Raw genomic sequence first — 14,126 nt, forward strand, 5'->3', positions numbered from 1 at the left:
GATGACCCGGCATCGAACATGTGAGGCGTGCGGAACCCCGCTGACCGCCGCACCACACGGCGGCCGGCCGGCCCGGTACTGCTCCAACGCATGCCGGCAACGGGCGTTCAGACTGCGTTCGACGCACCGACGTGCCGAGAGGGAACGCTCCGTCGCACCGGATGCGTCCTCACCGGATACGTCCTTACCGGATGCGTCCTTACCGGTTCCGGGCCGTGGGCTGCCGCAAGGGCTCGACTCCTTCGTGGGGCGACGGCAGGAGCTGGCCCAGCTGCGCACCCTGCTGAGGACATCGCGCCTGCTCACGCTGACTGGAGCCGGCGGCGTCGGCAAGACGCGGCTGGCTCTGGAGTTCGCCAAGGGGTTGCCCGAGCGTCACGCACGGGTGGACCTGGTCGCACTCGATTCGCTGCGCGACAGTGCCCCGCTCGCGCGATCCGTTGCCACCGCACTGGGCTTGGGTGAGCGGGCGGGGCAGTCCGGCACCGACGTGCTCGTCCGTGCGATCGGCGGCTCCCGCCGGCTGCTGATCATGGACAACTGCGAGCATCTGGCGGAGTCGTGTGCCCGGCTCGCCACAACCTTGCTGAGCCGCTGCCCCGGGCTACGGATCCTGGCCACCAGCAGGGAAGCCCTGCGGGTACCCGGCGAGACCGTGTTCCGGGTCGGCGAACTGTCCGTACCACCGGACGGTACCGGGAGCGATCCCACCGCCCTTCTGCGGTCCGACGCGGTCCGGCTGTTCGTCGAACGTGCCGCAAGCCGCGCACCGGGCTTCACACTCGGGCGCGACAACGGCGCGGCCGTCGCCGAGATATGCCGCCGCCTGGACGGGCTGACGCTCGCCGTCGAACTCGCGGCGCGTCGCGTCGGCACCCTTCCGCTCGGCGACATCCTCGCGGGACTGGACAACCACCTGTTTCCGTTGTCGCTCCTTACCGACGACAACCGGATCGGCCCCCACCGCCACGACGGGCTGGCCGCGGCGATCGACTGGAGCCATCGTCTCCTCGATCCGGAGGAACAGGCGGTCTTCCGGCGTCTGGCAGTGCTCGTCGGCGGCTTCGACGCGCGGGCGGCCCAGGCGATCTGCGCCGGCGGCGGTGTCGCTCCCGGCCGCGTCTTCCGCATTCTGGGCGCTCTTGAGGCCAAGTCACTGATCGCGCGGCTGCCGGGAGACACCGAGCCGGCGCGGTTCCACCAGCTGAGTGCCATCCGCGCCTACGCACGGGAACGCCTGGTCGTGTCCGGCGAGCTCCACGCCGTCCAGCAGCAGACCATCGAGTGGCTGAACGGCCTCGCGGACCTGGTCGGCAACGAGGTGTTCGCCGACCAGACCGGCGGTCTGTTCCTCGCCGAACGCGACAATCTCGCGGTGGCCCTCGCCGACACAGCCGACCGCGACTCAGCACGGTACAGGCGGCTGTCGTTGGAACTGGCCCGCGTGCACTACCAGCAGGAGCAGCCCTCGGCTGCCCGTTCGCTGCTGGACGGACTGCTCCGGGAGACCGACGAGCCGGCTCTCGGCGGCGCGGTGGCCGCACTCGCCACGCGCGTGGCCTGCCAGCAGTCGGACTTGGCACAAGCGCTGCTCCTCGGCGAGCGTGCGGTGCACCTGGAACGCACGCACGGTCACCCCGCTGGACTTGCCAACGCCCTGGACGCAAGGGCGGCGGCACGGCTGTGCCGCGGTGAGTTCGCCGCGGCCGTCGCCGACCTGCGCGAGTGCCTGAACCTCGTCGAGGCGCTCGGCAGACCCCACGACACCGCTTGGTGCACCCATCACCTGGCCTGGGCCCTGCTCCAGGCGGGCGGGGAAGCCGAGGCCGACGGGTTGATGGACCGCTGCCTGCCGGTCTTGAGGGAACACGCGCATTGGAGCCGGGCGGCGGCCGCCCTGCACACCGCGGGAGCTGTGCGCCTGGCCCTCGGCCGTCTGCAGAATGCCGAGGATCTGTTCGCCGAAGTCCTGGGGATCGTCCCGAAGGGGAGTTTCCACGCGCTGTACCCCGTTGAGGGCCTGGCGCTCGTGGCCGCCGAGAGCGGCGACATGCGCCGAACCCTACGCCTGTACGAGGCGAGCGCACAGGCACGCCGTCAGCTGGACACCGAGCCGGAGGCGCCATGGCGACGGCGTGTGGAACAAGCCGCGGTTCGCGCGCGAACCCTGCTGCCGGCAGCCGCTCGGGACGCAGCCCTCAGCGGGGGGCGCCGGCTGCGCGGGGACCGGCTCGTCGCATACGCCCTGCGGACGAGACCGGGCAACCTCCGTACCGCGACGGACACCGCCGCAGCAGCCGCGGAGCGGTCCCTTCTCACAGGACGGGAGTCCATGGTCGTCGAACTCGTCGCCGAGGGACTGACCAATCGCCAGATCGCGGAGCGGCTCGGCCTGTCGCCGCGTACCGTCGCCACCCATCTGGACAAAGTCCGGGACAAGCTGGGGCTGCGATCACGCACCCGGATCGCCCTGTGGGCGGCCACTCGGTCCAGGGAGGGTTCCTGACGACACGAGGCGCCAGGCGTAATGAGCATGAGCGTTGTCGACGCCGACCGGCCTTGATCATGGCGAAGACCCCGGTCCGGTGCGGTGGAGATGGTCAGGCTCCACATCACACACCGTGGCCTTCGTGGTTCCCCGGCGGCCGACGGGGGTACGGCCCTTGCCGGTCAGCCGTCGGTCCGCGGTCCGTGTCCGGACGGCTCGCGGACGGTCGTGTGCGGGGTCCGGGAGCGCAGGCGGCGCAGCATCCGGGCGTCCTCGAAGCCCACCTGCCGGGCCGCTGATTCCACCGTGGCGCCATGGTCGATCAGATGCTCGGCGTGTTCGACCCGGAGTGTCTGCTGGTAGCGCAGCGGGGTGAGACCGCCGGTGGCGCGGTGGAAGAGCCGGGTCAGGGTGCGTTCGCTGACGCCCGCGCCCGCGGCCAGGTGTGCGAGCGGCAGCGGTTCGGTGAAGCGCGCGTCGATGAGGTCCTGGACGCGGTGGACGGCGTCGTCCAGGTGGGACCGGTGCCGCAGCATGGCGCTGTCCTGCGGCTCGTGGCCGTTGCGGCGGGCGTACACGACCATGTCCCGGGCCACCTGGGCGGCCAGTGCGGGGCCGTGGCGGACGGCCAGCAGGTGCAGTGCCAGGTCGATGCCGCTGGCGATGCCCGCCGAGGTCACGACCCGGTCGTCGGTCGTGAACAGCACGTCCCGGACCAGGAGGGCGTGGGGATGACGGGCGGCCAGTTCGTCCTGGTGGTCGTGGTGCGTGGTGCACCTGCGCCCGTCCAGCAGTCCGGCCCGGCCCAGCGCCTCGGCCCCGGCGCACACGCTGGCGACGGTGCCGCCGGCGGCATGGTGCTCGCGCAGCCACGCCGACCCGGCATCGCTCAGCGCGGGCCCGCCGCCCAGCGTCCGTGTCCGCCAGCCCGGCACCACGATGAGGTCGTCGCCGTTCAGCTGCGGCCACCGGGTCCGCGCGATCAGCGGCAGGCCCTGGGCGCTGAGCACCTGCTCGTGCTCGGCGACGTACGCGATGCGGTAGGGCTGCCCGAAGTCCGCCGCGGTGCTGAAGACCTGTGCCGGTCCGGCCAGGTCGAGGAGGTGGACGCCGGGCAGCAGGACGAAGACGACGAGGCTCACGTCTGCGAGGGTGCCAGCTCCGCCTCCAGTTCTGCCACTGTGGTGATCCGGGCGAACCGGTCGCGCAGGACCGCTTCGGTGCGTTCGATGATCGCCTCGGCGGAGAGGTCGCCGATGGGGTTGGTCGTCGTGGCGTCGGTGACGAAGACCATCCGGTACCCGAGGTCGCTGCCGACCCGGGTCGTGGTCTCCACGCACTGCTCGGTGCGGATTCCGCAGACCACGAGCTCGCGCACGCCCGCCTCGGTCAGCAGCTGTTGCAGGTTGGTGGTGGTGAAGGCGTTGTGGGAGGTCTTGTGCAGGACGGGCTCGCCCGGCTCCGGCTGAGCCAGCTCCTCCAGCAGACGGACGTGCCCCTGGGCGGGATCGAACACGTCGCCGCTGCCCGGCTCCGAGTGCAGGACCCAGACGACGAGGTCGCCGGCCGCGCGGGCGAGGGCTACCAGCCGGTTGACCGGTTCGGCGATCTCCGGATCGGCGATCTGCTTCCACAGCGGGCGAGCCCGGAAGGACTCCTGGACATCGATGACGATCAGCGCTCTGCTCATGCCATCGATGATGACCTGCGGAGATGCCCGAATCGTAGACCCGATCCGGGCCGGCACCGGAACGATCCGGTCAGCATGCAGGGCCGGGCGATGCGCTCGGCACGAGGAGGAACGAGCATGGGGTTGCTGACCATCGGGGCGGTCGCGAAGGCGTCCCGGCTGTCGCCGAAGGCCCTGCGTCTTTTCGACGAGCTCGGCCTGCTGCCCCCGTCCGCGTCGACCCGGTTGCCGGCTACCGCCCGTACGCACCGGAACAGCTGGACCAGGCCCGACTGCGCCGAACACCTTGTCTCCCGAGAGGTGTCGGACACGGTGGTGGTGGGTGGTGGCTGCCGGTCTCAGCCGGAAGCCGTGGCGACCGCGAGGCCGAAGCCGATCAGCGCGACGCCCGTGGTCCGCCCGAGCGCACGACGGATCCGGGGCTTGTGGAGGACCGGTCCGGCCCTGGACAGCAGGAGGACGTAGCTGCCCAGCCAGGCCAGGGTGAGCGTGGCGTGGAGGAGGACGAGGAGTGTCATGGCCCAGGCGGAGGACAGCCCGGGAGGGGCCAGCGTGGGGAGCAGTCCGGTGTAGAAGACGGCGATCTTCGGGTTGAGGACGTTGGTGACCAGGCCCGTCCGCCATGGGCTCCCCGAGGCGGCGGGACCGGTATCCGTGTGGCCGGGGTGTGCGGCGCTGCGGTTGTGCCACAGCGCCTGCCCGCCCAGGAACACCAGATAGCCGGCGCCGAGGAGCTTGACGGACAGATGGGCGGCGGGTGATGCGGCGAGCACGGCCGTGAGCCCGGCCACGGTCAGCGCGCCCCACAGCAGTAGCCCGGTCGCGATCCCGCCCACGGTCCGCAGCGCGTCCCCGGCGCCGGCCGCGAGGGCGCGTCCGGTCACCACCGCCATGTCCGGGCCGGGCGCGATGGTCAGCAGGCCGAGGACACCGAACGCGACGACGAAGTGGGTCAGCACGCCGACGACCTCGCGGTCGATCCGTGACCGGTGCCGGAGTGCGGGTTGGCCGCCGTGCCCTCGGTGTTCAGCAGCACGACCACCGACGACGGCCCGAGCCCCAGGGCCGTACGGCGATCCTCCGCGCCCACGCCGGTGAGCGCCGCGCGCAGCCCGGCGAGCGCCGCGGCCCCGCAGGGGCCCGAGGAGACACCGAGGGCCGCGAGATCACCGGCCGCGCGGGCGCTGTCGGTGTCGGCGACGGCGATGGCGGCGTCCAGCCCGCCGTGCAGATGGGGCCAGGCGATGCTGGACGGCGTCCCGCAGTTCAGCCCGGCCATGCTCGTCTCGCCGGTGGTGACACTGACCGGTTCGCCGACGGTGAGGCTCGCCAGGACGCAGGCCGCCGCCACCGGTTCCACCGCCAGCAGCCCCGCGGCACGTTCGGACGGGCGGCTGCGGTAGTGCGTGACCACGGCCTGGGCCAGAGACCCGACGCCCGCGGGCACGGAGACGAGATCCGGGCCTTCGGCGACACCTTCGGCCGCCAGTTGCTCGTCGATCTCGGCGCACAGCGTGGAATAGCCCTCGACGATCCACCCGGGAATCCGCTCATAGCCCGCCCAGGCGGTGTCCTGGACCAGGACCGCGTCCGGCCCCGCAGCCGCCGCGGCCGCCAGACGCACGGCCTCGTCGTACGGCCCGGCGACCTCGGTGACCTGCGCCCGCTCGGCGGCGATGGCCTCCACGGCCCGCGGGTGCACGCCCTGCGGAACGAAGACGTGGGCATGCTGCCCGAGCAGACGTGCCACGCGGGCCACGGCACGGCCGTGGTTGCCGTCGGTGGCGGTCACCAGCGTGACCGGGCCGGGTGCGTCACCGTTCGCGGTCCGCTCGGCGAGGGTTCGGTGGACCGCCCAGGATGCACCCAGCGCCTTGAACGCGGGCAGCCCCAGACGGCACGACTCGTCCTTGACGAAGACCCGACCGACCGCCGACTCCGCCGCCAACCGAGGGAGTTCGATCAACGGGGTGGGTGCGTAGTCGGGCAGCGCGGCGTGAAAGCCACGCACCTCGGCGGGTGCGGGCGCACACCGCCACATGCGGGCGCCGGGCCGCGCGAACCACGGCGGCGGACGGAGAGAGGAAGCGGTGTCAGTCACCCGACCAGGATCCGACCCGTTCCTGAGATCGGTCCAGCGAATGTTTCCGACCTATACTCATCGAGGAATCCGATGATTCGGCCGTCTGTCCGGGACGGTGGAGAGAGCGGGCCGACCATGTTCGATCTGCACCGACTGCGCCTGCTGCGCGAACTCAAGCACCGCGGCACGCTCGCAGCCGTCGCCGCGGCCCTGTCGTACGCCCCCTCCTCCGTCTCCCAGCAGCTCTCCCAGCTCGAAGCCGAGGTCGGCGTACCACTGCTGGAACCGGTGGGGCGGCGGGTGCGGCTCACCGAGCAGGCGGAGATCCTCGTCGCCCATACCGAAGCGGTCCTCGAACGCCTGGAACGCGCGGAGGCGGACATCGCCGCCTCCCTGACCGACCTGACCGGCACCCTGCGCATCGCCTCCTTCCAGACGGCCGCCCTGGCGCTCGTACCGACGGCGCTCGGCCTGCTGCGTGACCTGCACCCCCATCTGCGCGTCCACGTCACCCAGTTGGAACCGGAACAGGCCCTGCCCGCGCTCCAGGCGCGCGACTTCGACGTCGTCCTCGCCGAGGAGTACCCGCACAACCCCAACCCGCGACCCGCCGAACTCGAACAGGAAGACCTGCTCGACGACCCCCTGCACCTCGCGCTGCCCCGAAGTGCCGACAGCCCCGGCACCGACGGCCCGACGGCCGCGCTCCGCTCGCTCGCCGACCACCCCTGGGTGATGGAACCCGCGGGCACGCCCGCACGGCACTGGGCCATGTCCCTGTGCCGGGACGCCGGCTTCGAACCCGACGTACGGTTCGAGACCACCGACCTCCTGCTCCACCTCCGCCTCGTCGAGCAGGACCATGCCGCGGCCTTCCTCCCCGACCTCGTCTGGAGCGGGCGGCCCCCGACCGTCGCACTGCGGCGGCTGCCCCGCGGCCGGCGCACACGCCGGGTCTTCACCGCCGTACGCCGCGGCCGCGGCCGGCACCCCACCGTCCTGGCGTGCCGGGACGCCCTCCGACGGGCGGCAGCCCAGCGCACCGACGAGACGTAGGACGCCGCACCGGCCGCGGGCCGGACCACCTCGTCGGCCACTTCCACACGGCGGACACCGGCCCATGTGCGCCGACCTCGGCCGTCGCCTGTTCGCTCCGGGTGGAGTGGTTCGAGGACCACACCACTTCCGCGACGGCCTTCGCCGAAGTGCTCGGCGACGACGTCGACCGCGTGGTGGCCGAACAGTCGGACACCCCTCTCCGCCGAGCCGGCCCTCCTCGACGAGCTGGAACTCCCCGCGAACACTCAGCACAATGCCGTCCGGGACCACCAGAGGCGCCCCCGGCACGGCCGCGGTGCCGGAGCCCGGCCGGGGCTGCCCGGCCGGTCACCACTTCCACTGCGGCGGCATCCCGAAAGGAGCAGAATGGGAAGGGAGGGCGTCCGGGCCACCGAGGACCCACGGACGCCGAACTGCCTCCGTGCCGTGCGATGAAGCCGCGATCTCGAATGCCCGCGGCGCCCAGTGAAGGAGGGGTGGCCATGGCACTCCGCTCTCCCCGCTTCAGCGGTGATCCGACGCTGGAGGCCTGCCAGGCGGGCACGCACAGGATGCACCAGCCCGAGCAGGGTCTGGCGGTCAAGCGGGTCCAGGAAGGACTGGTGGCACTCGGCCGTTCGGTCGGATCGGACGGGGCCGACGGCAAGTTCGGCCAATTCACGGGAGCCGCAGTCTCCGCCTACAAGGCCGACTCCGGTCTCCAGCCCACGGATCCGGTCGTCGGGACAGGAACCATCTCGGCGCTGGACGCCGATCTGTTCGTCGATCCGCCGACGCTGGACCCGGCCTTCAAGGAGTTCGCTCCGGCCGTGGCGAGCCGAAGGGCCGAGCCGTTCGTGGGGCTCGAACTCGCCACACTCATCGGCAGCCCACTCGATTCGTGGCGGCACATGGTCGGACGCTTCACGCTGGGAAAGCTCGATTCGGACGAACTGCTGGGCATCGTGGCGAGGAGCCGCAGCGGCGACCTGCGCGACGCCTACGTCACTGTCGCCGCACCGGTGCAGGGCGGGCAGAGCGCGGAACAGCTCTTCGACGACACGGCCGCGACCCTCGGCGACGCTTCGGCGGTCACCCTGAACTTCGAGACCGTCGAGGGCTCGACATCCAGCCTCATCCTGCTGGGGGACCAAGTCGTCCTCGGTTGGGCGACCGTGCTCAGGCCGGGTGTCGGGCGCGCCCCGAGCACCCTGCGGGCGGACCTGTTCCACGAGTTGAACCACGTGCGCAACACCATCAACGGGCAAGCACTCCGCCGAACCCCCGACACCGACAGCGGCACGTACGTCGACACGGCCCTCGCACAGGCGAGTTCCGCGCTCGGCGGACCGACCGTCGCGGTCATGGCGGGGTTCGTCGAGGAGATGTCCGCCCGGCACATGGAGTGGATCGCGGTCCAGGAGACGCTGGGCAATGCGACGGCGCCACGCTTTCTCCAGCCGGAGCCGTTCGTGGAGGCGGTGCGGTTCTATGTCGAGGAGACCAGGCTGTTCCACGGCAACGGCTATGTCCCCGGGATCCTCGCCCAGGGCGAGTCGGCGACGTTGCTCCAGATCGCCCTGTGGCTCCGGCGCTGCCAGGAGATGGAGTTCAGTGACGACAAGGAAGAGGACGTGCGCACCCGCACCTTGTTCGGCGACGCGGCGCAGGTCGCCGAACAACACTCCGCGCAACCGCCCCCCGTCCGCCCGCCGGCGGACGGATTGAGCCCGCTGACCAGGGACTTCGTCCTCCCCGAGTAGGTCGGCGCCGCCCGAGGCCCGCATCGCCCGCATCGCGCGGATCGCGTGGATCGCGGGGGTGCTCGGCGCGACCTGTGTCTTCGGCCGAGAAGGCGTCACGGCCAGGCGGTCGGCGGCCACCGTGGGCGCGCGATGCGTCGTGGAGAAGCCGGGTTCGTGAGGGGTCAGGGCGGACTTCCGTGATCCGTGTCCCTTTGGTGCGGGAACCGCATACCCTGACGGCGCTACGGCCCCGGCGGAGTGCGGATGGGTGAGGTGACGTGTCGTCCGATGCCAGGATCGACCTTTCCCGTGCCGTGGACCGACGGATGGCGTCGGCCCGGGAGTGGGACAGCCTCGTCGAGCAGATCCGCGCGTTGGACGGCTTCGCCGACTTTCTCCGGCCGCCACGCCTGGAAGCGCTGCTGCCGGCGGCGGCCCACGGCCCCATCGCCGTCGTCAACCTCAGCCACCTGCGCTGCGACGCATTGGTCGTCGACACCGGTGGTGTGCGGGTGGTGGAACTTCCCGGTCTGACCATCGAGACCGTCGTCGACCGGACCCTCGAGTACCTGGTGGTGCTGCGGAACGTGGACCTCGCCGCCCACGAGGTGCAAGCGACGTGGCAGCGCTACCAGGACGGTGATCACGCGCCGGCCGCGATCCGGGAGTACACCGGGGCGAAGCTGGCGTACCAGCGCGCCGTCGACGAACGGGACCGCACGCTCGACGCGACGTTGGCGTGGCTGTGGGACGAGATCGCCGGCCCCGTGCTCACCGCGGTCGGCCTGGTCGACCCGCCCGTGCCCGGGCAGCCGTGGCCCCGCCTGTGGTGGTGCCCGACCGGACCGCTGACTCTGCTGCCGCTGCACGCCGCCGGACACCACGACGGGACCGGGCGGGCCGTCCTGGACCGGGTCGTGTCGTCCTACACACCGACCCTGCGGGCCCTGCTGGAGGCACGGCGGCAGCTCGACCCGGCGCCCGACGACGAACGCATGCTGATCGTCGCGGTGCCGGACGCCCCCGACGCGGTCCCGCTCACCGATGTCGTACGCGAACGCGACCTGCTGACCTCGGTGTTCGCCGACCGCCACACGCTGCTGGAGGGCGGTGCCGCGAACGCCGACGCGGTGCTCACCGAGATGTCCCGGCACCGCTGGGCCCACTTCTGCTGCCACGGCGGCCAGGACCTCACCGACCCCTCCCGGGGCGGCCTGCTGCTGCGCGACCGCACCCTGGGCATCGCCGAGATCAGTGCGCGGCGCCACCACGGGGAGTTCGCGTTCCTGTCGGCCTGCATGACGGCGACCGGCGGGGTCGTCCTGCCCGATGAGGCGATCACGCTGGCCGCCGCACTGCACTACACCGGCTACCGGCGGGTGATCGGAACGCTCTGGTCGGTGTACGACGACACGGCCGCCGACGTCGCGGCCACGGTGTACGCCGACCTCACCGCGACCGGGCGGTTCGAGCCCGAGCGGTCCGCCGACGCCCTGCACCGCGCGATCCGCGAGCTGCGGGACGTCCACCGGCTTCCGCCGAGCGCGTGGACCCCCTTCACGCACACCGGTCCCTGACCCGACAGGAGCATCCATGGCCGCCGGCACCACGCCCCGTGAACCGCTGCCCTACGTCGAGATCACCGACGAGGACTACGGACGGCGCGCCGCGGACGAGTTCACCGTCGAGGAGGTTCACTCCGGCACGCTGATCCTGCGCGGCCCCTGCCCGCGCTGCCGGGCCTCGCTGGAGATTCCCGTCGTCAGCACGATCGTCCACCACCGCTCCTTCGGCCGTCACCTGCGGCGGGTCCACCGTCCGCGGGCGGCGGACCAGGTCGAGCCGATGATGTGCACCTGCGAGGACGATCACCCCAACCGGCCGAACGGCCACTACGGGTGCGGCGCCTACTGGACGGTCGTCATTCCGGCGCGGACCTCGTGAGCGGCTCACTGCGGCCCGGGCCCCTCCCGGCGACCCCGGCCGACCTGCTCAGGGCCCGGGACCGCGACCACTTGCTGCGCACCGAGCTGACCCGCGTGCGCGAGGCGGCCGTGGCCTGGCGCAACGGTCTCGGCGCTCTGCTCGCCGCACTCATCGGGTTCAGCCTGATCAAGGGCCGCGCCGACATCGGTCAGCTGAGCCAGGGCTGGGCCGTCGGGGTAGGAGTGGCGCTGCTGGCGGCGCTGATCGCCGGCGCCGTCGGTGCTCTGCTGCTCATCCGCGCGGCCCACGGCCGGCCCCGGATCGCGTCGGCCGACACGGTCCTGCCGGGCCGGGCGGCCGACCACATGGAGGCGCTCGCCGCGGCGACGATGCTCCGGCGGGGCATCACGCTGACCCTCCTCTGCACGGCGTTCCTGGTCGCTGCGGTCGCCACCACCTGGTACGGCCCGGCGCGCCACCGACCCGCGCTGCGGATCACCACGCCCGCCGGCACCGTGTGCGGTTCGGTCGTCCGCGTGGACCGCGGCACCCTCGTGCTCAGGACGGCGGACGGAGAGATCGCGACGGACCTGACCACGGCGTCGGCCGTACAAGCGGTCGAGACATGCGGAGGCTGAGATGTTCGACGAGCAACTGACGGTCTTCGCACGACGACTCGACGCGTTTCAGCTCCACGGCGATCCCTCCGCCGTGCTGGATCCCCAGGCGGTCGCCGACGCCAAGCGGCTCTGGGCGGACCATCAGGGCCCCAGCGGCGGCGTTCCGCTGGAGGTCGTGTTCGTCGTCGCCAAGCTGTACTGGCTGCGGCACCAGGCGCGGCCCGGCCACGACGACGAGGATCTGCGCATCGCGACGGACTTGTTCGCCGCTCTCCACCGGGCCGCGCCCCAGACCGTTCCGTACGAGGTCACCCCGCTCCTGGCCGCCCGTCTGCCACACCTGCGCCAGTCCCAGGAGGCGATGCGGCTCCTGGAGGGCCTGAGTTCCACCGGTGATCCGGACGCGCTCGCGCTCGCGATCTCCCTGCTGCGGCAGGCCGTTCCCAGCTATGCCCCGAACGATCCCCTCCGGGCCGTCGCCCTGTTCAACCTCGGCACCGCCCAGCGCATGGCGTTCGGCCGGGACGGCGACCCGGAGCTGCTGCGCTCGGCGGCCGAGTCGTTCCGCGATGCCGCCGCGATGCCGCTGCCCGAGCACTTCCCGCGGCCCGACGACGTGTCGGCCAGGTACACCGACACGTTGGCCGTGCTGGCCGAGGCGACCACGAGCCTGCCCGATCTCGACGCGGCGATCGCCGCCACCGAGGAACTGGCCGCCGCCGGAGGCACCGACCGGGTCAAGACGGTGTCCGGGCTGTGCGACCTGTTGCGCATCCGCTTCGAATGGACCGGTGATCGCTCCGCGCTGGTCAGGGCCGTGGGGTTCGGCCGGGCCGCGGTCGAGGCGGTCGCACCCGACGACCCCGAGCGGGCCGGCTGCCTGTCGCTTCTGAGCGTCGCCCTGCGGGCCCTGGCCGAAAAGGACCGTGACGCGGCCACGATGGCCGAGGCCGTGCGATTCTCCCGCGCGGCGGTCGAGCTGGCGCCGCGGGACGCGATCGTCCAGTCGAACCTGAGCGCCGCGCTGCTGGGCTTCTTCTCCTCGTCGCAGGACGCCGCCGACATCGACGACGCCATCGACGCGGCGCGGCGCGCGGTCGACCACGCCGGTGGCGCCCGGGTCCGCAGCGGGGCCCTGTCCAACCTCGCGGGCGCGCTGCGCCTGCGGTACGGCAGGCGCGGCCGTATCGACGATCTGAGCAGGGCGATCGACGCGCTGCTCGACGCGGAGGCCGCCGCGGGGACAGCCGCCGTCCGTATCCCCGTGCTGAGCAACCTGGGCAACGCGTACGAGGACAGGTTCAGCCGCACGGGGGACGCCGCCGACCTGGACGGCGCGATCCGGGCGCTGCGATCGGCGGTCGCGCTGCTCACCGAGGGGCACATGGCCTGGGAGGTCGCCGTCGGCGGACTCAGCACCGCGCTGCGCGCCCGGTTCGAGCTGCACCGCCGGGCCGCCGACATCGATCTCGCGATCGAACTCGCGCGCGATGCCGTGACGTCGGCCGGTCAGGACGGCGCCACCTCCGGCCTGCTCACCTGTCTCGGCAACGCGCTGATGTCGCGGGCGAGGTACACGGACGCGCCCGACGACCATGCCGCGGATCTCGACGAGGCCGTCGACTGCCTCCGGACCGCCGTGGAACGGGCACCCGACGTGGAGGCCGGGCTGGTGGCCAACCTCGGGGCGGCGTTGTCGGTCCGCTTCCACGCCACGGGGCGGCAGGCCGATCTGACCGCCGCCATCGAGCACATGGACCTGGCGCTCACGCTGTTCGGCCAGGATGATCCGACCCGTGGCTACCTGCTGAGCAACCTCGGCGACTGCCATCGCATCAGGTTCGCGTCGTCCCGTGACCCCGGTGACCTCGAACGGGCGGCCGCCCTCATCGCGGAGGCCGCCGACCACGCGCCCTCGAACGACCCGCGGCGCTTCGCCGTCCTGTCGAACCTGGGGCATGTGTTCCGGACACTCATGCGGGAGCGCGACAGCGCCGAGGACGACGCGATGCGGGCGGTGGCGGCCTGGCGTACGGCAGCCGGCTTGCCGACCGCGAGCGCGGCCCAGCGCTTCGAGGCGGCGAGGAACTGGGCGGAGCTGGCCGCGTCGCTGCCCGGCCAGGAGGTGCTCGCCGCCGACGGCCACGCGGCGGCCGTGGACCTGTTGCCGGTGGTCGCCTGGCACGGACTGGAACGCGGCGACCGGGAAAACCTCCTGACCCGTTCGACCGGCCTGGCCGGCGCCGCCGCCGCGACCGCCCTGCTGGCCGGCCGGCCCGACCGGAGCATCGATCTTCTCGAGCACGGCCGAGCCGTCCAGTGGACGCAGGCCCTCCAGCTGCGCACGGACTTCGCCGCCCTGCGCGCGGCGGCACCCGAACTGGCCGACCGCCTCGATGCTCTACGGCAGGAACTGGACAGGCCGGTCGTGGAGATCGCCGCACCGGGCTGGCTCGTCGACCAGCCGGACAGCCCCGGGTAGCCGGGCTTTCGCCGGCGTCACGCAGTCAGCGCGCACCGGGGTGCCGGCGCGGTC

Annotated in this window: 11 protein-coding genes and 1 pseudogene; 8 read left to right on the forward strand and 4 right to left on the reverse strand. The window is 72.4% G+C overall.

The window, feature by feature from the left end; genetic code table 11:
* Positions 1 to 244: 244 nt before the first annotated feature.
* Positions 245 to 2,506: an ATP-binding protein gene (locus IE275_RS27830; RefSeq protein ID WP_229870630.1), complete on the forward strand. Its 2,262-nt coding sequence runs from the start codon at positions 245 to 247 to the stop codon at positions 2,504 to 2,506.
* Between the two features lie 164 nt (positions 2,507 to 2,670).
* Here the strand turns inward: IE275_RS27830 and IE275_RS27835 are convergent, their stop codons facing one another.
* Positions 2,671 to 3,630: a GlxA family transcriptional regulator gene (locus tag IE275_RS27835; RefSeq protein ID WP_189714174.1), complete on the reverse strand. Its 960-nt coding sequence runs from the start codon at positions 3,628 to 3,630 to the stop codon at positions 2,671 to 2,673.
* A complete protein-coding gene (locus IE275_RS27840; RefSeq protein ID WP_189714175.1) occupies positions 3,627 to 4,178 on the reverse strand; it encodes a cysteine hydrolase family protein in 552 nt (183 codons plus the stop codon). The genes IE275_RS27835 and IE275_RS27840 overlap by 4 nt, the downstream gene beginning before the upstream one ends.
* Before the next feature lie 117 nt (positions 4,179 to 4,295).
* Between IE275_RS27840 and IE275_RS46175 the strand changes: the two are divergent.
* Positions 4,296 to 4,453: pseudogene (locus IE275_RS46175) on the forward strand (MerR family DNA-binding transcriptional regulator); the annotation flags it as partial.
* Positions 4,454 to 4,516: 63 nt separating this feature from the next.
* On the opposite strand, the gene IE275_RS27845 reads toward IE275_RS46175, so the two are convergent.
* Complete coding sequence (locus IE275_RS27845) at positions 4,517 to 5,137, reverse strand: LysE family translocator (protein WP_189714176.1); 621 nt, start codon at positions 5,135 to 5,137, stop codon at positions 4,517 to 4,519.
* A complete protein-coding gene (locus IE275_RS27850; protein ID WP_189714248.1) occupies positions 5,131 to 6,219 on the reverse strand; it encodes a diaminopropionate ammonia-lyase in 1,089 nt (362 codons plus the stop codon). The genes IE275_RS27845 and IE275_RS27850 overlap by 7 nt, the downstream gene beginning before the upstream one ends.
* 177 nt (positions 6,220 to 6,396) lie before the next feature.
* Here IE275_RS27850 and IE275_RS27855 point away from each other — a divergent pair, with 177 nt between their 5' ends.
* From IE275_RS27855 to IE275_RS27880, 6 genes are all read left to right on the forward strand, one after another.
* On the forward strand, positions 6,397 to 7,317 hold the full coding sequence (locus IE275_RS27855; RefSeq protein WP_189714177.1) for a LysR substrate-binding domain-containing protein: 921 nt from the start codon (positions 6,397 to 6,399) through the stop codon (positions 7,315 to 7,317).
* A gap of 485 nt (positions 7,318 to 7,802) precedes the next feature.
* The gene (locus IE275_RS27860; protein ID WP_189714178.1) at positions 7,803 to 9,062 is read left to right on the forward strand and encodes a peptidoglycan-binding domain-containing protein; all 1,260 of its coding nucleotides are present in this window, start codon (positions 7,803 to 7,805) and stop codon (positions 9,060 to 9,062) included.
* Between the two features lie 308 nt (positions 9,063 to 9,370).
* Positions 9,371 to 10,621 carry a CHAT domain-containing protein gene (locus tag IE275_RS27865; RefSeq protein WP_189714179.1) on the forward strand — a complete coding sequence of 417 codons (1,251 nt, stop codon included), beginning with the start codon at positions 9,371 to 9,373 and terminating at the stop codon, positions 10,619 to 10,621.
* Positions 10,622 to 10,637: 16 nt separating this feature from the next.
* Positions 10,638 to 10,988 carry a hypothetical protein gene (locus IE275_RS27870; protein ID WP_189714180.1) on the forward strand — a complete coding sequence of 117 codons (351 nt, stop codon included), beginning with the start codon at positions 10,638 to 10,640 and terminating at the stop codon, positions 10,986 to 10,988.
* A complete protein-coding gene (locus IE275_RS27875; RefSeq protein ID WP_189714181.1) occupies positions 10,985 to 11,608 on the forward strand; it encodes a hypothetical protein in 624 nt (207 codons plus the stop codon). The genes IE275_RS27870 and IE275_RS27875 overlap by 4 nt, the downstream gene beginning before the upstream one ends.
* 1 nt (position 11,609) lies before the next feature.
* Positions 11,610 to 14,072, forward strand: coding sequence for a hypothetical protein (locus tag IE275_RS27880; protein ID WP_189714182.1), 2,463 nt, complete (start codon positions 11,610 to 11,612; stop codon positions 14,070 to 14,072).
* Positions 14,073 to 14,126: the final 54 nt, after the last annotated feature.

This window comes from Streptomyces phaeofaciens (assembly GCF_014648915.1).
Classification (GTDB): Bacteria; Actinomycetota; Actinomycetes; order Streptomycetales; family Streptomycetaceae; genus Streptomyces; species Streptomyces phaeofaciens.